Annotated in this window: 22 protein-coding genes and 5 tRNA genes; 7 read left to right on the forward strand and 20 right to left on the reverse strand. The window is 72.0% G+C overall.

All coding sequences use genetic code 11. The features are described 5' to 3' along the window. Positions 1–2 precede the first annotated feature (2 nt). Positions 3–1,754, reverse strand: a complete 1,752-nt coding sequence (gene fakA, locus IE316_RS26170) for a DAK2 domain-containing protein (RefSeq protein ID WP_190206939.1) — start codon at positions 1,752–1,754, stop codon at positions 3–5. Between the two features lie 270 nt (positions 1,755–2,024). Between fakA and rpmB the strand changes: the two genes are divergently transcribed. Beyond that, positions 2,025–2,210 carry a 50S ribosomal protein L28 gene (rpmB, locus tag IE316_RS26175; RefSeq protein ID WP_003993230.1) on the forward strand — a complete coding sequence of 62 codons (186 nt, stop codon included), beginning with the start codon at positions 2,025–2,027 and terminating at the stop codon, positions 2,208–2,210. Between the two features lie 88 nt (positions 2,211–2,298). On the opposite strand, the gene thiD is transcribed toward rpmB, so the two are convergent. Together thiD and IE316_RS26185 are read right to left on the reverse strand one after the other, a co-directional pair. Beyond that, positions 2,299–3,090 (reverse strand): bifunctional hydroxymethylpyrimidine kinase/phosphomethylpyrimidine kinase, encoded by a 792-nt coding sequence (gene thiD, locus IE316_RS26180; RefSeq protein ID WP_190206940.1) that lies wholly within the window; start codon positions 3,088–3,090, stop codon positions 2,299–2,301. Beyond that, positions 3,087–4,055 (reverse strand): thiamine-phosphate kinase, encoded by a 969-nt coding sequence (locus IE316_RS26185; RefSeq protein ID WP_190206941.1) that lies wholly within the window; start codon positions 4,053–4,055, stop codon positions 3,087–3,089. Before IE316_RS26185 ends, thiD begins: the two co-directional genes overlap by 4 nt. Before the next feature lie 206 nt (positions 4,056–4,261). Here IE316_RS26185 and IE316_RS26190 point away from each other — a divergent pair, with 206 nt between their 5' ends. Together IE316_RS26190 and IE316_RS26195 are read left to right on the forward strand one after the other, a co-directional pair. Then, positions 4,262–4,495 carry an Lrp/AsnC ligand binding domain-containing protein gene (locus tag IE316_RS26190; RefSeq protein ID WP_190206942.1) on the forward strand — a complete coding sequence of 78 codons (234 nt, stop codon included), beginning with the start codon at positions 4,262–4,264 and terminating at the stop codon, positions 4,493–4,495. Between the two features lie 20 nt (positions 4,496–4,515). Then, positions 4,516–5,016: a DUF3515 domain-containing protein gene (locus IE316_RS26195; RefSeq protein ID WP_190206943.1), complete on the forward strand. Its 501-nt coding sequence runs from the start codon at positions 4,516–4,518 to the stop codon at positions 5,014–5,016. Between the two features lie 21 nt (positions 5,017–5,037). Here IE316_RS26195 and IE316_RS26200 read toward each other — a convergent pair whose 3' ends face one another. The 3 genes from IE316_RS26200 to IE316_RS26210 are packed head-to-tail and all read right to left on the reverse strand — an operon-like array spanning position 5,038 to position 8,026. Next, the gene (locus IE316_RS26200) at positions 5,038–6,195 is read right to left on the reverse strand and encodes a D-alanine--D-alanine ligase family protein (RefSeq protein ID WP_190206944.1); all 1,158 of its coding nucleotides are present in this window, start codon (positions 6,193–6,195) and stop codon (positions 5,038–5,040) included. Between the two features lie 59 nt (positions 6,196–6,254). Beyond that, entirely contained in the window at positions 6,255–7,265 is a 1,011-nt protein-coding gene (locus IE316_RS26205; protein WP_190206945.1) for an NAD(P)H-dependent glycerol-3-phosphate dehydrogenase, read from the reverse strand. Continuing rightward, complete coding sequence (locus tag IE316_RS26210) at positions 7,262–8,026, reverse strand: lysophospholipid acyltransferase family protein (RefSeq protein ID WP_190206946.1); 765 nt, start codon at positions 8,024–8,026, stop codon at positions 7,262–7,264. The genes IE316_RS26205 and IE316_RS26210 overlap by 4 nt, the downstream gene beginning before the upstream one ends. Positions 8,027–8,181: 155 nt before the next feature. On the opposite strand from IE316_RS26210, the gene cofC reads away from it, so the two are divergent. Further along, positions 8,182–8,820: a 2-phospho-L-lactate guanylyltransferase gene (gene cofC / locus IE316_RS26215; RefSeq protein WP_190206947.1), complete on the forward strand. Its 639-nt coding sequence runs from the start codon at positions 8,182–8,184 to the stop codon at positions 8,818–8,820. Positions 8,821–8,829: 9 nt separating this feature from the next. Further along, a complete protein-coding gene (locus IE316_RS26220) occupies positions 8,830–9,033 on the forward strand; it encodes a hypothetical protein (protein WP_190206948.1) in 204 nt (67 codons plus the stop codon). A 79-nt stretch (positions 9,034–9,112) separates the two neighbouring features. Here IE316_RS26220 and IE316_RS26225 read toward each other — a convergent pair whose 3' ends face one another. The 4 genes from IE316_RS26225 to leuC form a co-directional block, all read right to left on the reverse strand. Then, positions 9,113–9,781, reverse strand: coding sequence for an HU family DNA-binding protein (locus IE316_RS26225; protein WP_190206949.1), 669 nt, complete (start codon positions 9,779–9,781; stop codon positions 9,113–9,115). 136 nt (positions 9,782–9,917) lie between these two features. Then, positions 9,918–10,148, reverse strand: a complete 231-nt coding sequence (locus IE316_RS26230; protein ID WP_190206950.1) for an SCO5555 family protein — start codon at positions 10,146–10,148, stop codon at positions 9,918–9,920. Between the two features lie 258 nt (positions 10,149–10,406). Further along, a complete protein-coding gene (gene leuD, locus IE316_RS26235) occupies positions 10,407–11,000 on the reverse strand; it encodes a 3-isopropylmalate dehydratase small subunit (RefSeq protein WP_190206951.1) in 594 nt (197 codons plus the stop codon). A 6-nt stretch (positions 11,001–11,006) separates the two neighbouring features. Then, the gene (gene leuC, locus IE316_RS26240) at positions 11,007–12,434 is read right to left on the reverse strand and encodes a 3-isopropylmalate dehydratase large subunit (protein WP_190206952.1); all 1,428 of its coding nucleotides are present in this window, start codon (positions 12,432–12,434) and stop codon (positions 11,007–11,009) included. Positions 12,435–12,627: 193 nt separating this feature from the next. On the opposite strand from leuC, the gene ndgR reads away from it, so the two are divergent. Continuing rightward, positions 12,628–13,344 carry an IclR family transcriptional regulator NdgR gene (gene ndgR / locus IE316_RS26245; protein ID WP_030577649.1) on the forward strand — a complete coding sequence of 239 codons (717 nt, stop codon included), beginning with the start codon at positions 12,628–12,630 and terminating at the stop codon, positions 13,342–13,344. A 77-nt stretch (positions 13,345–13,421) separates the two neighbouring features. Here the strand turns inward: ndgR and IE316_RS26250 are convergent, their stop codons facing one another. Beyond that, positions 13,422–13,907, reverse strand: a complete 486-nt coding sequence (locus tag IE316_RS26250; RefSeq protein WP_190206953.1) for a DUF4188 domain-containing protein — start codon at positions 13,905–13,907, stop codon at positions 13,422–13,424. 105 nt (positions 13,908–14,012) lie between these two features. Here IE316_RS26250 and IE316_RS26255 point away from each other — a divergent pair, with 105 nt between their 5' ends. Continuing rightward, positions 14,013–14,660, forward strand: a complete 648-nt coding sequence (locus tag IE316_RS26255; protein WP_190207052.1) for a MerR family transcriptional regulator — start codon at positions 14,013–14,015, stop codon at positions 14,658–14,660. Positions 14,661–14,708: 48 nt separating this feature from the next. On the opposite strand, the gene IE316_RS26260 is transcribed toward IE316_RS26255, so the two are convergent. The 9 genes from IE316_RS26260 to IE316_RS26300 form a co-directional block, all read right to left on the reverse strand. Beyond that, positions 14,709–14,781, reverse strand: a tRNA-Glu gene (locus IE316_RS26260). 44 nt (positions 14,782–14,825) lie between these two features. Next, a tRNA-Gln gene (locus IE316_RS26265) sits at positions 14,826–14,897 on the reverse strand. A gap of 20 nt (positions 14,898–14,917) precedes the next feature. Beyond that, positions 14,918–14,990: transfer RNA gene (locus IE316_RS26270), tRNA-Glu, on the reverse strand. Positions 14,991–15,022: 32 nt separating this feature from the next. Continuing rightward, a tRNA-Glu gene (locus IE316_RS26275) sits at positions 15,023–15,095 on the reverse strand. Between the two features lie 70 nt (positions 15,096–15,165). Then, a tRNA-Gln gene (locus IE316_RS26280) sits at positions 15,166–15,237 on the reverse strand. A 95-nt stretch (positions 15,238–15,332) separates the two neighbouring features. Further along, positions 15,333–16,067 (reverse strand): HAD family hydrolase, encoded by a 735-nt coding sequence (locus IE316_RS26285; RefSeq protein WP_190206954.1) that lies wholly within the window; start codon positions 16,065–16,067, stop codon positions 15,333–15,335. 104 nt (positions 16,068–16,171) lie between these two features. Continuing rightward, positions 16,172–17,662, reverse strand: coding sequence for a glutamate--tRNA ligase (gltX, locus tag IE316_RS26290; RefSeq protein WP_190206955.1), 1,491 nt, complete (start codon positions 17,660–17,662; stop codon positions 16,172–16,174). Further along, positions 17,655–18,440 carry a fumarylacetoacetate hydrolase family protein gene (locus IE316_RS26295; protein WP_190206956.1) on the reverse strand — a complete coding sequence of 262 codons (786 nt, stop codon included), beginning with the start codon at positions 18,438–18,440 and terminating at the stop codon, positions 17,655–17,657. The genes gltX and IE316_RS26295 overlap by 8 nt, the downstream gene beginning before the upstream one ends. A gap of 91 nt (positions 18,441–18,531) precedes the next feature. After that, entirely contained in the window at positions 18,532–18,723 is a 192-nt protein-coding gene (locus IE316_RS26300; protein ID WP_190206957.1) for a hypothetical protein, read from the reverse strand. Positions 18,724–19,199 lie beyond the last annotated feature (476 nt).

Consider the following 19,199-nt stretch of genomic DNA (forward strand, 5'->3'; position numbering starts at 1 on the left):
TCTTACTCCACGCCGATGAGCAGCACGGAGCCCTGCCGGCCGCCCCGGTACACCACCGTGTCGACGGCCAGGTACGCCTCCCGTACCCGGGTCTCCAGGCGGTCGGCGACGTCCTCGGGGGCGTCGTCGCCGAGGACGAGGGTGACCAGCTCGCCGCCGGCCGCGAGCATCCGGTCCAGGACGGTCACGGCGGTGCCGGTCACCTCGGAGCCGATCACCGCCACGTCGCCGTCGACCAGGCCCAGGACGTCCCCGGCCTGGCAGACGCCCGCCGAGGTCCACGCCTCCCGTTCGGCGACCGTGACCTCGGCGTACCGGGTGGCGCCGGCCGCCGAGGTCATCGCCACCACGTCCTCGTCGAAGCGCCGGCCGGGTTCGTGGACGGCGAGCGCCGCGATGCCCTGGACCGCGGAGCGGGTGGGGATCAGGGCGACCCGGACGCCGGAGGCGCGGGCCTGTTCGGCGGCCGCGGCGGCGGTGTGGCGCAGCTCGGCGTCGTTCGGCAGCAACACCACCTCGCGCGCGTGGGCGCGGCGGACCGCCTCGGCCAGCTCACCGCTGGCGGGCGGCTCCCCGGGGCGCGCGAGCACGGCGGTCGCGCCGGCCGCCGTGTAGAGCCCGGCCAGGCCCTCGCCGGGCACGACGGCCACGACGGCCCGTTCGGCCCGCTCGGGGGGCGGCTGCCCGGCGCCGGTGTGCACGTCACCGAGGCCGAAGTGGGTGATCCGGATGCGGTACGGCCGGCCGGCCTCGACGCCCGCCTCCACGGCGGCGCCGGCGTCGTCGACGTGCACATGAACGTGCCACAGCCCGTCGCCGCCGACCACGACGAGGGAGTCCCCGAGGGCGTCCAGCCGGGCCCTGAGACGCGTCACGGCGGCGTCCTCGGCCTCCAGCAGGTAGATCACCTCGAAGGCGGGCCCGCCGTCGCCGGGCGGGCAGTCCCCTGGTACGGCGGGCTCCACGCGCGCGTGCGGCACGCGTCCGGCGCTCGCCGGGGCCTGGGCGCCTCCCCCGCCCGTCAGCGTCTCCACCAGCGCCCCCAGCACCGTGACCAGGCCGTGCCCCCCGGCGTCGACCACCCCGGCGTGTCGCAGCGCCGGAAGCTGTGCGGGCGTCGCGGCGAGGGCCGTGCGGGCGCCCTCGTAGGCGGCCCGGGCCACCGCCGCGCAGTCGCCCCCGGCGCCCTGGGCGGCGTCGGCCGCGGCCGAGGCGACGGACAGCACGGTGCCTTCGACCGGGTGGGCCACGGCCTGCCGGGCGGAGTCGGCCGCCCGGCGCAGCGCCAGCCCGAGCAGCGCGCCTCCGGCACCGCCCCGCCCGTCACCGTCACCGTCACCGTCACCGTCGCCGCCCCGGCCCTGACCCTGGCCCTCGCCCTGCCCCTCGCCCCGGCCCTCGGCGGCAAGGACCTGCGCCATACCCCGCAGCAGTTGCGCCAGGATCGTCCCGGAGTTGCCCCGGGCCCCGATCAGCGCCCCGTGCGCCATCGCCCGCGCCGCCTCCGCGAGCGAGGGACCCGCCGAAGCACCACCGCCCCCCTCCCCCACCTCGTACGCCGAGAACACCGCCTCCACCGCCGCCGCCGCGGACTCGACGGTCAGGTACAGGTTCGTCCCGGTGTCCCCGTCGGGGACCGGATAGACGTTGATCGCGTCGATCTCCTCGCGGGCGCGGCCCAGCGCCCGCAGGGCCAGACCGCACCAGGTGCGCACCGCCGACGCGTCGACACACCTCTGCGGCACCTGCGCCACCTGCGCCTCCTTGAGCTGGGGAACGTGGCAGGCAGCGTAGACCCCGCCGGCGCCGGGCGCCGGAAGAGGCCGGGGGCGAGCCCCGGAGCCGCCATGGTAGTTTCGTTGTACGGGAGCAGCCGTTGTATGCTGCTCCGGTTGCCCGATCCGATCGGGCCAATTCCCCTGGCACCGCCACTCAGATCGCGGCCGCTCCGCAAGAGCGACGAGATCTTGATCCCGGCATGCCGGGATCCACCGTAAGTGCATCTGAAGTCTTTGGAGTGACCCGTGGCTGCCAACTGCGACGTCTGCGGCAAGGGGCCGGGCTTCGGCAACAACATCTCGCACTCGCACCGCCGTACGTCCCGCCGCTGGAACCCGAACATCCAGCGTGTGCGTACCGTGGTCGGCGGGACGCCGAAGCGCGTGAACGCTTGCACCTCGTGCATCAAGGCCGGCAAGGTCTCGCGCTGACGCTCAGCAACAGCGCGCGGCCACTGCTGGTTCGCTGCATCGAGCCGGTCCACCTCGGGGTGGACCGGCTTTTTGCCGTACCCCCAGGTCAGCGGCCCAACGCCCAGGCGTGATCCACCGGGCCGATCCCGCCGCCCAGCGGGAACCCGGCGGCGATCGCCCCGGTGACGTACTCCTTGGCCGCCGTCACCGCCGCCACCACCGGCCGGCCGTGCGCCAGGTGCGCGGCGATCGCGGAGGCGAGGGTGCAGCCCGTGCCGTGGGTGTGCCGGTTGTCGTGGCGGGGCGCCCGCAGCCAGTGCTCCTCGGTGCCGTCCGTGAGCAGGTCGACGGGCTCCCCGGGCAGATGGCCGCCCTTGATCAGCGCCCAGCGGGGCCCGTACTCCAGCAGCGCCAAGGCGGCCCGGCGCATCCCGGCCTCGGACTCGACCCGGACCCCGGTGAGCTGCGTCACCTCGTCCAGGTTCGGGGTGGCGACCGTGGCGAGGGGCAGCAGCTTGGTGCGTACGGAGTCCAGCGCGGAGGCGGCGAGCAGCGCGTCCCCGTGCTTGGAGACGCCCACCGGGTCGACCACCGCGGGCGCGTCCGTCTCCGCGAGCAGCCCGGCGACCGTCTCGACCAGTTCCGCCGTGGCGAGCATCCCGGTCTTGACCGCCTGGACGCCGATGTCGTCGACGACGCTGCGGTACTGCGCCCGGACCGCCTCCGCCGGCAGCTCCCAGGCGCCCTGCACGCCCAGGGAGTTCTGCGCGGTCACCGCGGTGATCACACTCATGCCGTGGGTGCCGAGCGCGAGCATGGTCTTCAGGTCGGCCTGGATGCCCGCGCCGCCGCCGGAGTCGGACCCGGCGACCGTCAGCACCCTGGGTGGCGTGCTCATGATTCGATCTCCCCTCCGAAGTGGTCCCAGCCGCCCTTGCTGGTCCAGGGCGCCCCGTCGACGGTGACCTGGGGCAGCGCCGAGGGGTGCAGGACCTCGCCGATCACCTTCCAGCGGGCGGGCAGCTTCACGTCCGGGGGGAAGGTGGCCACGATCGCGTGGTCCTCGCCGCCGGTCAGCACCCACTGCATCGGGTCGACGCCGACGGCCTGGCCGATGTCGTTCATCTGGGACGGGATGTCGATCAGGCCCGAGCGGATGTCGATGCGGACCTTGCTCGCCTCGGCGATGTGCCCGAGGTCGGCGATCAGCCCGTCGCTGACGTCGCACATCGCGGTCGCGCCGAGCCCGGCCGCGGCCGGCCCCGCGTGGTACGGCGGCTCCGGGCGCCGGTGGGCCTCCACGAAGGCGCGCGGCGAGCGGAACCCCCGGGAGAGCACGGCGAACCCGGCGGCGGACCAGCCCAGCCAGCCGGTCACCGCGACCAGGTCGCCGGGCTGGGCGCCGCCCCGGGTCACCGGCTCCTGGTTGCGCAGATCGCCGAGCGCGGTGATCGACACGGTGATGGTGTCCCCGCGCACCACATCGCCGCCGACCACGGCGGCGCCCGCGACCTGGCACTCGTCGCGCAGCCCGTCCATCAGCTCGGTCGGCCAGGTCACCGGCAGTTCGGCGGGGACCACCAGGCCGAGCAGCAGCGCGGTCGGCACCGCGCCCATGGCGGCGATGTCGGCGAGGTTCTGGGCGGCGGCCTTGCGGCCCACGTCGTAGGCGGTGGACCAGTCGCGGCGGAAGTGCCGGCCCTCGACGAGGATGTCGGTGCTGGCGACCACCCGCCGGTCGGGCGCGGCGACCACCGCGGCGTCGTCGCCGGGGCCGACCCGGACCGCGGGGGTCGCGGTGAGACGGGAGGTGAGCTCCCTGATGAGCCCGAACTCCCCCAGCTCACCGACAGTGCCCTTCATTGGCGCTACTCCCCTTCCGTCCCGGCCGGTACCCGGTCGCGCGTCGTCGCTGTCCTGGTCACGGTCGCGGTGACCGTCGACCCGTGCGGCTTCCGTACCCCGGCACGCGAGCCCCGGCCGCCGCGGGTCTCCCCGCGGCGAGCGGCTACGCGATACCGTGGCGTTCCTTTTCCCCACATGATCCTCGTGGCCGCCCTGGAGGTTCCGTGGTACAGGCGTACATCCTGATCCAGACGGAGGTCGGCAAGGCGTCGACCGTCGCCGAGACGATCAGCAAGCTCCCTGGGGTGCTCCAGGCCGAGGACGTGACCGGACCCTATGACGTGATCGTGCGGGCGCAGTCCGACACCGTCGACGAGCTGGGCCGCATGGTGGTCGCGAGGGTCCAGCAGGTGGACGGCATCACCCGTACTCTGACCTGCCCGATCGTCCATCTGTAGCCCCCGTCTACCCTGTGCCGGTGAACTCCTTCCGTCACCGGCTCCTCGGCCTGCCCGTGCTCGTCCTGCTGATCGCGGCCACGGGCTGCTCATCGAGCGACGACAGCCCGTCGGTGGCGGTTCCCAGCCCGGACGCGAAGGCCGCCGAACTGTGCCGGAACCTGGACAAGGTACTGCCGGCCACGGTGGACGGCCTCGGCCGGGAGGATCCCGAGCCCGGCTCCGCGCTGACGGCGGGCTGGGGAAACCCGCTGATCATACTGCGATGCGGGGTCGCCCGGCCGCCGAAGATGACCGACCCGAAGGTCGCCGAGGGCGGTGACCGGGACGCCGTGGCCGGCGGGGTGAACGGCGTGGACTGGCTGATGGAGAAGGAGGACGGCGGCGGCTACCGGTTCACCTGCGCCAACCGGGAGGCGTACGTCGAGGTCACCGTGCCGGAGGGGCGGGACAGCTCCAGCGTGCTGATCGACCTCGCCCCGGCCGTGAAGAAGGCGATCCCCGAAGGAATCGCCCTCTGACCCCGCCCCGGACACCGTCCGTCAGCGCAGCCCGGTCGGCCTGCGCAGCGCCGCCTGCACCAGGCGGTCCACCAGCTCGGGGTAGCCGACCCCGGTCGCCTGCCACATCTGCGGGTACATCGAGATGGGCGTGAAGCCGGGCATCGTGTTGATCTCGTTGATGACGAACTCGCCGTCCTCGGTGAGGAAGAAGTCCGCGCGGACCAGCCCCTCGCAGGAGGCCGCCTCGAACGCCTCGACCGCGAGCCGCCGCACCTCGGCGGTCTCCTCCTCGGTCAGCGGCGCGGGCACCAGACCGGGCGTGGAGTCGATGTACTTGGCCTCGAAGTCGTAGTACGCGTGCTCGCTGGGCGGCGGGATCTCGGCGGGTACGGAGGCCCGGGGGCCGTCCTCGAACTCCAGCACCCCGCACTCGATCTCGCGGCCGGTGAGCGCCGCCTCGACCAGGATCTTCGGGTCGTGCCGCCGTGCCTCGGCGATCGCCTCGTCGAGCCCGGCGAGGCCGTCCACCTTGGTGATGCCGATCGAGGAGCCCGCCCGCGCGGGCTTCACGAACAGCGGCCAGCCGTGCTCGCCGGCGAAGTCGACGATCTTCTTGCGGGCGGCGGAGGCGTCCCGCTCCCACTCGCGCGGCCGGATCACCACGTACGGGCCCACCTTGAGCCCGAAGGAGGTGAACACCCGCTTCATGTACTCCTTGTCCTGGCCGACCGCCGAGGCCAGCACCCCCGAGCCCACGTACGGCACCCCGGACAGTTCGAGCAGCCCCTGGAGGGTGCCGTCCTCGCCGTACGGGCCGTGCAGCACCGGGAAGACCACGTCGACCTCGCCGAGCGCCTTGGGCACCGAACCCGGCTCGCTGTAGACGACTTCGCGGTTGGCGGGGTCGACCGGGAGCACCACGCCGCCCTCGGTGGACTCGGCGAGCTGCTCCACGCTGGGCGTGCGCCGGTCGGTGATCGCCATCCGGGCGGGCTCGTCGGCGGTCAGGAACCACCGGCCCTCGGTCGTGATGCCGATCGGCAGGACGTCGTACTTGGTCCGGTCGATGGCGGCGAGGACGGCGCCGGCGGTGACCACGGAGATCCCGTGTTCGGAGCTGCGCCCGCCGAACACGACGGCCACGCGCGGTCTGCGGGGCAACTGCTCGGGGCTCTGGGGGAGGTTCTCGGTGCTCATATCGCGTTGAGGGTACCCGGTGGTAGGGCGGGGAGTCAGCGCCGTCGGCCCCGCGTGGCTCAGCGTCGCTCGGGCTTCGCGCTGCGCGACATCAGCTCCTTGACGGCCGTCACCGGGGACTTGCCCTCGTGCACGATCGCCACCACCGTCTCGGTGATCGGCATGTCGACGCCGTACCGGCGGGCCAGATCCAGCACCGACTCGCAGGACTTGACGCCCTCGGCGGTCTGCTTGGTGACCGCGATGGTCTCCTGCAGGGTCATGCCCTTGCCGAGGTTGGTGCCGAAGGTGTGGTTGCGGGAGAGCGGCGAGGAGCAGGTGGCCACCAGGTCGCCCAGGCCCGCGAGGCCGGAGAAGGTCAGCGGGTCGGCGCCGAGCGCGGCCCCGAGCCGGGTGGTCTCGGCCAGGCCCCGGGTGATCAGGGAGCCCTTGGCGTTGTCGCCCAGGCCCATGCCGTCCGCGATGCCGACGGCCAGCCCGATGACGTTCTTCACCGCGCCGCCCAGTTCGCAGCCGACGACGTCGGTGTTGGTGTACGGGCGGAAGTACGGGGTGTGGCAGACGGCCTGCAGGCGCTGGGCGACGGCCTCGTCGGTGCAGGCCACGACGGCGGCGGCCGGCATCCGGGCGGCGATCTCGCGGGCCAGGTTGGGGCCGGTGACCACGGCGATCCGGTCGGCGCCGACCTTGGCGACGTCCTCGACGACCTCGCTCATCCGCATCGCGGAGCCGAGTTCGACGCCCTTCATCAGGGAGACCAGGACGGTGTCCGGCGCCAGCAGCGGCCGCCATTCGGCGAGGTTGGCGCGCAGCGTCTGCGAGGGGATCGCCAGGACGGTGAAGTCGGCGTCCCGGGCGGCCTCGGCGGCGTCGGAGGTGGCCCGCAGGTTCTCCGGCAGTTCGACGCCCGGCAGGTAGTCGGGGTTGGTGCGGGTGGAGTTGACGGCGTCGGCGAGGGCGGGGCGCCGGGCCCACAGGGTGACCTCGCAGCCCGCGTCGGCGAGGACCATGCCGAAGGCGGTGCCCCACGATCCGGTGCCGAAGACGGCCGCCTTGACCGGCTTGCTCACGTGCCCTGCCCTTCCGCCCGGGCGCGCTGCGCCCGGGTCCGGCGGCGCTGCTCCCGGCGCTCGCGCTGCGGGTCGTACGGCGTCGCGGGGGCCTTCTCGCCGCGGATCTCCTCCAACTGGCGGGTGATGGCGGCCATGATGACCTCGGTGGCCTCGCGCAGCACGTCCGCGGTCATCTCCTTGCCGTAGAACCGGGAGAGGTCGACCGGCGGGCCCGCGAGCACCCGGTGGGTCTTGCGGGGGAAGAGGTGCGGCTTCTTGGCGTACGGCGGCAGCACTTCGTTGCAGCCCCACTGGGCGACCGGGACCACCGGGCACCTGGTCTGCAGGGCGACGCGGGCCGCGCCGGTCTTGCCGGTCATGGGCCAGCCGTCGGGGTCCCGGGTGAGGGTGCCCTCGGGGTAGAAGGCGACGCACTCGCCGCGCTGCACGGCGTCGATCGCGGCCCGGAAGGCGCTGAGCGCGTCGGTGCTCTCCCGGTAGACGGGGATCTGCCCGGTGCCGCGCATCGCGGCGCCGACGAAGCCCTTGCGGAAAAGCCCGCTCTTCGCCAGGAATCGCGGCACCCGCCCGGTGTTGTACTGGTAATGCGCGTAGCCGAGGGGGTCGATGTAGGAATTGTGATTCACGACGGTGATGAATCCGCCGTCGGCCGGAATGTTCTCCATTCCCCGCCAGTCCCGCTTGAGGAGTAGCACCAGCGGCGGTTTGCAGATCACCGCGGCCAAGCGGTACCAGAAGCCGATTCTGCGGCGGGGCACGCGGACACCTTCCTCTAGATCCTGGACGCGGCCAGGGGGGCCGCACAAGTGTCGCCCCAGGCCGCCGGTCTGTCGAGGACACCGTACGCCCCGCCACCGGCGGCCCCGGCGCCGCCGGGTGACAATGAGCGCGACAAGAGAGGGACGGATCGCCTGTGCAGTGGAGCTTGGTCGTGCCCGTGAAGTCCTTGGCCCGGGCCAAGAGCAGGCTGGCGGACACCGCGGACGACGCGGTCCGGCCGGACCTCGCGCTCGCCTTCGCGCTGGACACCGTCGCCGCCGCGCTGGCCTGCCCGGCGGTGGCCGATGTGGCAGTCGTCACGGATGATCTCCGGGCGGGTCGGGAGCTGGCGGCGCTCGGCGCGGCCGTCGTGCCCGACGAGCCGGGCGCGGGACTGAACGCGGCCCTGGCGCACGCGGTGGCGGCCGTACGCGCCGCCCGGGCCGAAAGCGCGGTGGCCGCCCTGAACGCCGATCTCCCGGCACTGCGCCCGGCGGAATTGGCGCGGGTCCTGGAGAGGGCGGCGCAATTCCCGCGTGCTTTTCTCCCGGACGCCGCCGCGATCGGCACCACATTGCTGACCGCGGCGCCGGGCCGGGAACTGCGTCCCGCTTTCGGCCCGGATTCCCGGAATCGGCACCGCGCGTCCGGTGCGGTGGAACTCCGGCCGGCCGGGGTGGATTCCGTACGGCAGGACGTCGACACCGGGGACGATCTGCGGGCGGCGCTGGCGCTGGGGGTGGGGGCCCGGACGGCCGCGACCGCCGCGAGGCTGCTCATCGCCGGGCAGTAGGCTGCCGCCATGCAGGCGACCGCGTACACGTACGACCCCGACAGCCGCAGCGGGCAGGTGCTGCTGGACGACGGGACCCCGGTGCCGTTCGACGCGGCGGCGTTCGACGCGGGGGGCCTGCGGCTGCTGCGGCCCGGGCAGCGGGTGCGGATCGAGACCGAGGGCACGGGCGGGGGCCGGCGGATCACGCTGGTCACGCTGGTGACGATGTAAGGGGCCCGGACCGGCCGCGGGCCGGACTCCGAGAGGGAGTCCGGCCCGGCGCGTGAGTGCCCTGGTGCCCTGCCGCCGCTTACTTCTTGCGGGCGGTGGTCTTCTTGGCGGTGGTCTTGCGCGCGGTCGACTTCTTGGCGGGCGCCTTGGTGGCCGTGGCCTTCTTCGCCGGGGCCTTCTTCGCGGCGGCCGTGGTCTTCTTCGCCGCGGCGGTGCTCGTCGACTTCTTCGCCGGGGCCTTCTTGGCGGTCGTCGTCTTCGCGGCTCCGGTGGTCTTCTTGGCCGCTCCGGTGGTCTTCTTCGCCGCCGCGCCCGTGGTCTTCTTCGCCGCTCCGGTGGTCTTCTTCGCCGCCGCGGTGGTGGTCTTCTTGGCGGCGGCCTTCTTGCCCGCGGACTTGGCGATGGTGGGCGGCGGGCCGGACAGGCTGCCCTTGGGCGCCTTCTTCACCGCGATGTCGTTCTTCGGGAGCTTCTTCGAGCCGCTCACCAGGTCCTTGAAGCCCTGACCGGCACGGAAGCGCGGCACGGAGGTCTTCTTGACCCGAACCCGCTCGCCCGTCTGGGGGTTGCGGGCGTAGCGGGCCGGACGGTCGACCTTCTCGAAGGAACCGAAGCCGGTCACCGAGACCCGGTCCCCCGCGACCACCGCGCGGACGATGGCGTCCAGGACCGCGTCGACGGCGTCGGCGGCCTGCTGCCGTCCGCCCATCTTGTCGGCAATCGCTTCTACGAGCTGCGCCTTGTTCACGTCTTCCCCTTCGGAGACATTGCCAGAACGAGAATGTTCAAGCTTTTTCGCACGTTAGGCAGATATATACCGCAAATCAAACACGAAACGGGCTAATCACCCTTGTGCCGCAACGGACTCGGCGGTCCCGGCCCGTTCAGCGTTCCTCGTCGGGGATCCGTCCCTCGTCGAGGTCCGCGGTGAACCGCTCCAGACGCCGTGCCGCACCGGCGGGATCGTGCTTGGCCGCGGCCGTAATGACCAGCAGCTTCCGGGTCAGCGCCATCCGTACGCCCTCCGGGACTTGCAGTGCGCGCACCCTTGCGTGCGCTTCCTTGAGCCGGACCGCGACCGCCGTATAGAGCTGGAGTTGGCCGTCGTGTTCCATGCACAGATTGTGCCATCTGGGGCGAGTTGTCGCCTGCGCAGGGGGCAACTGCGGCCTCCGGCGGCCCCTCGGGCCCGCCCCCGGGCCCTCTCCCCGGGACACGCTTACCCCGTCAATCACCGCTCTAACGTGGGGTGTTGCCCGTTCGGCGGGCGCTGTCCGGGCCCGGACACAGCCGTACCCCCGATCGACGCGATCGGGGGTACGGAGGGTGTGCGAGGTGGCCGAAACTCGACCGTGGTCCGGCGGCGCCGGGGGTCAGACCGGGAGGGTGCGCGGCTTGAACGACGGCCGCTTCGCCTCGTACGCGGAGATGTCCTGCTCGTCGCGGAGCGTGAGGGAGATGTCGTCCAGGCCGTTCAGCAGCCGCCAGCGGGCGTTCTCGTCCAGCTCGAAGGAGGCGGTGATGCCCTCGGCGCGCACCTCGCGGGCTTCCAGGTCGACGGTCACCTCGGCCGTCGGGTCCTGCTCGGTCAGCTCCCACAGGGCGTCCACGATCTGCTGGTCGAGGACCACGGTGAGCAGGCCGTTCTTCAGCGAGTTGCCGCGGAAGATGTCGGCGAAGCGGGAGGAGACGACGGCCTTGAAGCCGTAGTTCTGCAGCGCCCAGACGGCGTGCTCGCGGGAGGAGCCGGTGCCGAAGTCGGGGCCGGCCACCAGGACGGTGGCGCCCGCGCGCTCGGGCTGGTTGAGGACGAAGGACGGGTCCTTGCGCCAGGACTCGAACAGCCCGTCCTCGAAGCCGTCCCGGGTCACCTTCTTGAGCCAGTGGGCGGGGATGATCTGGTCGGTGTCGACGTTGCTGCGGCGCAGCGGGACGGCCCGGCCGGTGTGCGTGGTGAATGCTTCCATGGCTGATCAGACTCCAGCGGGCGTGGGGACGTCGGCGGACAGGTCGGCCGGGGAGGCCAGGTGCCCGGTGACCGCCGTGGCGGCGGCGACCTGCGGCGACACCAGGTGGGTCCGCCCGCCCTTGCCCTGCCGGCCCTCGAAGTTGCGGTTGGAGGTGGAGGCGGAGCGCTCACCGGGGGCGAGCTGGTCGGGGTTCATGCCCAGGCACATCGAGCAGCCCGCGTGCCGCCATTCGGCCCCGGCCTCCTTGAAGACCACGTCCAGCCCCTCGGAGACGGCCTGCAGACCCACCCGCGCGGAGCCGGGGACCACGAGCATCCGTACCCCGTCGGCGACTTTGCGGCCCTTGAGCACCTCCGCCGCGGCGCGCAGGTCCTCGATGCGGCCGTTGGTGCACGAACCTACGAAGACGGTGTCCACCTTGATGGAGCGCAGCGGCTGGCCGGCCGCCAACCCCATGTACTCCAGCGCCTTTTCGGCGGCGAAGCGCTCCGAGGCGTCCTCGTACGAGGCCGGGTCGGGGACGGTCGCCGAAAGCGGGGCGCCCTGGCCCGGGTTGGTGCCCCAGGTGACGAACGGCGACAGCTCGGCGGCGTCGATGACGACCTCGGCGTCGAACTCGGCGTCGTCGTCGGTGCGCAGCGTCTTCCAGTACTCCACCGCCGCGTCCCAGTCGGCGCCCTCGGGGGCGTGCGGACGGCCCTTGAGGTAGGCGAAGGTGGTCTCGTCGGGGGCGATCATGCCCGCGCGGGCACCGGCCTCGATGGACATGTTGCAGATGGTCATCCGGGCCTCCATCGAGAGCTTCTCGATGGCCTCGCCGCGGTACTCCAGGACGTAGCCCTGGCCGCCGCCGGTGCCGATCCGCGCGATGATCGCCAGGATCAGGTCCTTGGCGGTCACGCCGTCGGGCAGCTCGCCGTCGACCGTGATCGCCATGGTCTTCGGGCGGACCATCGGCAGCGTCTGGGTGGCCAGCACGTGCTCCACCTGGGAGGTGCCGATGCCGAACGCCAGCGCGCCGAAGGCGCCGTGCGTGGAGGTGTGCGAGTCGCCGCAGACCACGGTGGTGCCGGGCTGGGTCAGTCCGAGCTGGGGGCCGACGACGTGCACGACGCCCTGCTCGACGTCGCCGAGCGGGTGCAGCCGGACGCCGAACTCGGCGCAGTTCTTGCGCAGCGTCTCGAGCTGGGCCCGGGAGACCGGGTCGGCGATGGGCTTGTCGATGTCCAGGGTCGGGGTGTTGTGGTCCTCGGTGGCGATGGTCAGGTCGAGCCGCCGCACCTGCCGGCCGCTCTTGCGCAGGCCGTCGAACGCCTGGGGGCTGGTCACCTCGTGCAGCAGGTGCAGATCGATGTAGAGGAGGTCGGGCTCGCCCTCGGCGCGCCGGACGACATGGTCGTCCCAGACCTTCTCCGCGAGTGTCCTACCCATCGCTTTCCCTCCGGCCGGCGCCAGCGCCGGCCCAACTAGAGATCTTGAACAGGCGTCGCCCGCACCCCTGTATCCGGGCATCCGCCGCCAGGCCCTGGTGTCCCGGGCCGCTGTGACTTCGTGCCATCCAGAGTGGCGCGTTCCACGGAAAATTGAACTTGCGTTTCACAGAGTGAGACGCAAGTATCGTTTCATGGACAACAGTAGCGGCGTCGGCGTTCTCGACAAGGCGGCACTCGTGCTGAGCGCCCTGGAGTCCGGTCCGGCCACCCTCGCGGGTCTGGTCGGCGCGACCGGACTGGCACGACCCACGGCCCACCGCCTGGCCGTGGCCCTGGAACACCACCGCATGGTGGCACGCGACATGCAGGGCCGTTTCATTCTCGGCCCGCGCCTGGCCGAGCTGGCCGCGGCGGCCGGCGAGGACCGGCTGCTGGCCACCGCGGGCCCGGTGCTCACGCATCTGCGGGACGTCACGGGCGAGAGCGCGCAGCTCTACCGCCGCCAGGGCGACATGCGCATCTGCGTCGCCGCGGCGGAACGCCTGTCCGGCCTTCGGGACACCGTCCCGGTCGGCTCCACGCTGACCATGAAGGCCGGTTCCTCGGCGCAGATCCTGATGGCCTGGGAGGAGCCCGAGCGCCTCCACCGGGGCCTGCAGGGCGCCCGCTTCACCGCCACCGCCCTGTCCGGCGTACGGCGCCGGGGCTGGGCCCAGTCCATCGGCGAGCGCGAACCCGGGGTGGCGTCGGTGTCCGCGCCGGTGCGCGGCCCGTCCAACCGCGTGGTGGCGGCCGTCTCGGTCTCCGGCCCCATCGAGCGGCTGACCCGGCACCCGGGGCGGATGCACGCCCAGGCGGTCATCGACGCCGCCGCCCGCCTCTCCGAGGCCCTGCGCCGCACCGGCTGAGACCCCCCTTCTCCGTACGGGGGCGGACCGGCTCCGACGCCGCGGCCGGCCCGCCCCCGCCCGCACCGGCGCGCCCCTCAGGAGACCCGCAGCCGGTCGGCCATCCGGTCGCCGCGCCGGCCCACCGGTACGACCCCGGTGGCCCGCCCGAGACCGAACTCGGGCATGTTCACGTAGATCGTCTCGTACGACCCCGCAGGCACGACGTAGGTCTCGTGCCAGAAGCCGACCTTTCCCTTCCCCTCGCGCAGCCTGCGGTTGAAGGCGGTCCAGGCCGGCCGGTGCCGCTTGTCCGGCGCCGACGCGTAGGCGCGCAGCTTCTCCGCCGAGTCCCAGTACTGCACGAGGTACACCACCCGCGGGGAGCCCAGCAGGATGCGGTGGCCGAGCAGCCCGCTGTCCGGGTCCCGGGACAGCTCGGCCAGCATCGGGCCCATCGCCCTGGCCACCGGCAGCCAACTGCGCACCGCCGTCAGCTTGTTGATCCGCATCCCGATCAGGAAGACGACCACCTCGCCCTCGCGCGCCGCGGTCGTCCGCCCCTCGATCGGCTTGTCACCCATCACTGCCCCCAGTCCTCGTGACCTTGATTGGATAGCTCCACTATCCATGCTTGGATAGTGACACTCTCCAACGAGGGGCGCAAGCGGAAAGAGGGTGCGGACCGGATGCGACTGGCGGAGCTGAGCGCGCGCAGCGGTGTCTCCACGGCGACGATCAAGTACTACCTGCGCGAGGGGCTGCTGCCGCCCGGCCGGCGCGTGACGGCCACGCAGTCCGAGTACGACGGGGACCATCTGCGGCGGCTGCGGCTGGTGCGCGCGCTGATCCAGGTGGGCGGGGTGCCGGTGGCCTCGGCCCGGGAGGTGCTCGCCGCCCTGGCGGACGAGGATCTCGACCGCAACGAGCGGCTGGGCAGGGCGGTGTGGTCGCTGCCGCACGGACCGGCGCCGGACGAGGACGACCCGGCGACCGAGGTGGGCCGGCGCACCGCCGACGCCCTCCTGGAGCAACTGGGCTGGGGCCACGGCCCGGCGTCGGGGGAGCCGGTGGCACCGGCGTACGGGATGCTGGTGACGGCGATCGCGACGCTCTCCCGGCTCGGCTACCCCTGCTCGACGGAGGACCTGGAGCCGTACGGGCGGGCGATGGAGCAACTGGCGCGGACCGATCTGGACCTGGTGGAGCGGTACGGGACGCCGGAGGAGCAGGTGGCGGCGGCGGTGGCGCTGACCGTGCTGTACGAGCCGGTGCTGCTGAGCCTGCGGCGGCTGGCCGAGGCGGAGGAGTCCCGCCGGCGGTTCGGCGGCAAGTGAGCGGCGGAAACGCGGAAGGGCCCTCCCGAGGGAAGGCCCTTCCTGATGTACCCCCGACCGGATTCGAACCGGCGCTACCGCCTTGAGAGGGCGGCGTGCTAGGCCGCTACACAACGGGGGCGTGGACTCTGCAGGCGTTCAGTACCGCATCGCCGCAGGTCCGAGCTGGTCTACCTGGACTCGAACCAAGACTAACTGAACCAGAATCAGTCGTGCTGCCAATTACACCATAGACCAATGTGGTTTAGACCAGTCAGTACCCCCGACCGGATTCGAACCGGCGCTACCGCCTTGAGAGGGCGGCGTGCTAGGCCGCTACACAACGGGGGCCCTAGCGAGATCTCTCCGCGGAGTGATCTCCGTACCCCCGACCGGATTCGAACCGGCGCTACTGCCTTGAGAGGGCAGCGTGCTAGGCCGCTACACAACGGGGGCTTTGCAGATGCTGTGGTTGATCGGAACAACTGTGCTCGATACCACTGTGCTCGATCAGAACATCTGCGAGCTGGCCTACCTGGACTCGAACCAAGACTAACTGAACCAGAATCAGTCGTGCTGCCAATTACACCATAGGCCAATGGAACGCAAGCCCCGTGCTGGGGATCTTGTTCTCATTTCGCGCTTTCGGTTCGCGGCCCTTTCGGCCCGCTCCCCGGCGGCGCAGGAAGAACATTACCCGAAGGTGGACGGGGCTCCAAAACGGGTATCGGAGCCGAGCAGCGCGGGCAGTTCGGCCAGGGAGGCGATCCGGCGCGGTCCGGCGGGCGGGTCGACCGTCGCGTAGGGGCCGCCGCGGTCGATCCAGACCGACAGCAGCCCGGCCTCGGCGGCGCCGCGCCCGTCGATCTCCGGGTGGTCGCCGACGTACGCCACCTGGTGCGGGGCGAGGGCGAGCGCCTCGCAGGCGGCGAGGAAGGCGCCGGGGTCGGGCTTGGAGACGCCCAGCTCGGCGGCGCACAGGATGGCCTCGAAGCGGTCGTGGACGCCGAGCACGCGCAGCTTGCGGTCCTGGACGGTGAGGCTGGAGTTGGAGAGCACGGCGTGCCGGTGGCTGGTGGCGAGGGCGTCCAGCACGGGCAGCACGTCCGGGAAGAGGGCCCAGGCGGCCTCGTAGTGGGCGAGGTAGCGGGTGAACCAGTCGTCGGCCTCGGCGTCGGTGAGGCCGGGGCGGTCCAGGAAGACGCGGATGCGGTCGCGGCGCTGTGTGACGAAGTCGACCTCGCCGGCCGCGAACCGGGCCCACTGGAGGTCGGTCACCTCGCGCCAGCGCCGCAGCGCCTCCTCCGCGGGCCCGAGGGCGGCCAGCAGGCCCTCGGCGGCCAAGTGGGCGCGCATGCCCTCGCGGTCCGCGGTGGTGTAGTCGAAGAGGGTGTCGTCCACGTCCCAGACCACGGCGCGAATGCTCATGATCCGACGGTAACTCCCGGACCCGGGGCGTGTCCGGGGGAACGGCGAAGGGGCGGCACCCCGTCCCGCCGGGTGTGCCGCCCCTCACGTCACGCGTGCGTGCCCTACGCCGCCAGCCTGGCCAGCGCCGCGTCGATCCGGGCGAGGGCCTTGTCCTTGCCGAGGATCTCCAGGGACTCGAACAGGGGCAGGCCGACGGTGCGGCCGGTGACGGCGACGCGGACGGGGGCCTGGGCCTTGCCGAGCTTGAGGCCGTGCGCCTCGCCGGCCGCCAGGACGGCCTCCTTCAGCGCCTCGGGGGAGGTCCAGTCGGCCGCGTCCAGCTTCTCGCGGGCGGTGCGCAGCAGGGCGTCGGAGCCCTCCTTCATCGCCTTGGTCCAGGACGCCTCGTCGAAGACCGGCTCCGGCAGGAACAGGAAGTCGACGTTGTCGGTGATCTCGGAGAGCACCTTCAGACGGGTCTGCGCGTGCGGGGCGATCGCCTGCCACTTGGCCTCGTCGAAGTCCTCCGGCGCCCAGGGCGCGACGGGCGCGGTCAGCCAGGGGCGGCAGCGCTCGGCGAAGTCCTTCACGTCCAGCATGCGGATGTGGTCGCCGTTGATCGCCTCGCACTTCTTGAGGTCGAAGCGCGCCGGGTTGGGGTTGACGTCCTTGACGTCGAAGGCGGCGACCATCTCCTCGACGGTGAAGATGTCCTGGTCGGCGGAGAGCGACCAGCCGAGCAGGGAGAGGTAGTTGAGCAGGCCCTCGGGGAGGAAGCCGCGCTCCCGGTAGAGGTTGAGGCTCGACTGGGGGTCGCGCTTGGAGAGCTTCTTGTTGCCCTCGCCCATCACGTACGGCAGGTGGCCGAAGGCGGGGATCTCCTGGGCGACGCCCAGCTCGATCAGCGCCCGGTAGAGGGCGATCTGGCGGGGGGTGGAGGAGAGCAGGTCCTCGCCGCGCAGGACGTGGGTGATCTCCATCAGGGCGTCGTCGACCGGGTTGACCAGGGTGTACAGCGGGGCGCCGTTGGCGCGGACGATGCCGTAGTCCGGGACGTTCTCCGGGGTGAAGGTCAGCTCGCCGCGGACCAGGTCGGTGAAGGTGATCGCCTCGTCGGGCATCCGGAAGCGGACGATGGGCGTGCGGCCCTGCGCCCTGAACTCCTCGACCTGCGCCTCGGACAGGTCGCGGCAGTGGCCGTCGTACCCGGAGGGCCGGCCGGCCGCGCGGGCGGCCTCGCGGCGGGCGTCCAGCTCCTCCTGGGAGCAGTAGCAGTGGTAGGCGTGGCCGGCGTCGAGCAGCCGGGCCGCCACGTCCCGGTAGATGTCCATGCGCTGCGACTGGCGGTACGGCGCGTGCGGGCCGCCGACCTCGGGGCCCTCGTCCCAGTCGAAGCCCAGCCAGCGCATCGACTCCAGGAGCTGGCGGTAGGACTCCTCGGAGTCGCGGGCCGCGTCGGTGTCCTCGATGCGGAATACGAATTGAGCACCGCTGCCCTGGTGGTGGCGCGCGAAGGCCCAGTTGAACAGGGCGGTGCGGACCAGGCCCACGTGGGGGTTACCGGTGGGCGAGGGACAGAAACGGACGCGTACGGGGGACGCTGCGCTAGCCACGCTTGACAACCTTGTTGGTGAGAGTGCCGATGCCTTCGATGGTGACGGCGACCTCGTCGCCGACGTTCAGGGGGCCGACCCCTGCCGGGGTGCCGGTGAGGATCACGTCGCCGGGGAGCAGCGTCATGGCCTCGGAGATGTTGACGATCAGGTCCTCGATCGAGTGGATCATCTCGCTGGTGCGGCCGAGCTGGCGCTGCTGTCCGTTGACGGTGAGCTGGATCGTCAGGTCGCCGGCGGCGGCGAGGTCGAGGTCCGTCTCCACCCAGGGGCCGAGCGGGCAGGAGGTGTCGAAGCCCTTGGCCCGCGCCCACTGCTTCTCGCGCTTCTGGACGTCGCGGGCGGTGATGTCGTTGGCGCAGGTGTAGCCGAGGATCACGTCCTTGACGCGGTCGCGCGGCACGTCACGGCACATCCGGCCGATGACCACGGCCAGCTCGGCCTCGTGGTGCAGTTCCTGGGTGAAGGCCGGGTACTGGATGTCGTCGCCGGGGCCGACGACCGAGGTGGACGGCTTGAAGAAGGCGAACGGGGCGTCCGGCACCTCGTTGCCCAGCTCCCGGGCGTGCTCGGCGTAGTTGCGGCCGAAGGCGACGACCTTGTTGGGGAGCACCGGCGGCAGCAGCCGTACCTTGCTCAGGGGCACCTTGGTGCCGGAGAGCTCGAAGTCCGCGAACGGGATGCCCTTGATGATGTCGAGGACGAGCTGGTCCGGCTGGTCGCCCTCGACCGCGCCGAAGGCGACGTTCCCGTCGATGGAGAACCTGGCGATGCGCACGGGTTGCTTGGCCCCTTGACTGAAGCGACGGAATGCTGACGCTCCAGGCTAACGCGGCGGGGCCGGCCCGGCGGATCGGGCGCCGCGCGGCTCAGTGCTCCGCGGGGGCCGGGGCGGCGGGGATCTCCATGAGGATCGTGCGCCGCGGGTTGGCGGTCGTGGCGGGGAGCTCGACGGGGTGCTCCGGCCGCTCCGCGGTCCGCAGTTCGTCGGCGTCCTTCAGGTGCGCCAGCGTGGTGCGCTGCGGGTTGGCGATCTTGTGGAACATCATCGTCGTCTTCACGGTTGTACGCGACCTTGTCGTGTCCGGGCGCCGGAGCGGGCCTCAAGGGGCCCCGCGGGGGCGCGGGTTGTCGGATTTGCCTACTCTGTAAAGCATCAGGCTAAACACGCGATTCCCCACCGGAGGCGGCCGGAACGCGTGATCCCGGTGTGAGTTTGCTCACTCGACAAGGGGCAAACCGGTCAATTCCGACCGGAGGCACGGCGCCGTGAAACGGACATTGTCCCCCCGAAGCCACCATTCCGCTCCTGATCATGGCGACTGGGACACCGACCGCCGATCGATGAAACGCGGCCTTGCGCCCGTTTTGCGGGTGATCACTTTCTACGTCCGGTGACCCGTTCCTCACAAGCTGTCACGTCTGTCACGGGCCTGCCCGCGGCCCTTGTTGGAGATCCGGCACTGTGCTGGAATTCCACGGACCGCCGCAGAGGATCGAGCCGGCGCACAGGGGGCGCGGACACGCGCCGAGTGGC

The organism is Streptomyces fumanus, from assembly GCF_014655295.1.
GTDB lineage: Bacteria > Actinomycetota > Actinomycetes > Streptomycetales > Streptomycetaceae > Streptomyces > Streptomyces fumanus.